Here is a 448-nt window from a genome sequence, read left to right as displayed (position 1 = left end):
AATGGAAAATCAAAGACAGCTTTACTTGCTGAAGCGGGAGGCGTCAGCCGTTCGATTTTATCTAATTGTTTTTGTCGGCTTTTTGCCATTGTTGATCGGGAACCGGCTTTGTATTTCCGAATATAAGCTTCGGTCTTTTCGCTTTGTTTTTTTTGAGCATGATATTGGCGCAAATAGCTTTCGCGATTTTGTTCCTTTTGTTTCAATGCTTGTTTTAGATGGCCAGTATACTTAGTAATCTTTCCAAACTCGATGTCTGCGATATGGGTGGTGATCTGATCAAGAAATTCTTGGTCATGGGAAATCACGATATACGCACCGTCAAAATCCTGAAGAAACTGCGTCAGCCATTGGATATGCTGATCATCTAAGTGATTGGTTGGTTCATCTAAGATCAGAACATCTGGGTTTTCTAAAAGTAGTTTTGCTAAAATCACCTTTGAACGTT

At 39.5% G+C, this 448-nt stretch carries 1 pseudogene; it reads right to left on the bottom strand.

From position 1 onward, the window contains the following. Window positions 1–448, bottom strand: a pseudogene (locus FCS21_RS17810) (ABC-F family ATP-binding cassette domain-containing protein); the annotation flags it as partial.

Source organism: Colwellia ponticola (assembly GCF_005885605.1).
GTDB classification, from domain to species: Bacteria; Pseudomonadota; Gammaproteobacteria; order Enterobacterales; family Alteromonadaceae; genus Colwellia; species Colwellia ponticola.
Note: the sequence above shows the minus strand (reverse complement) of the source record. Positions and strands in the feature narration are given on the sequence as shown.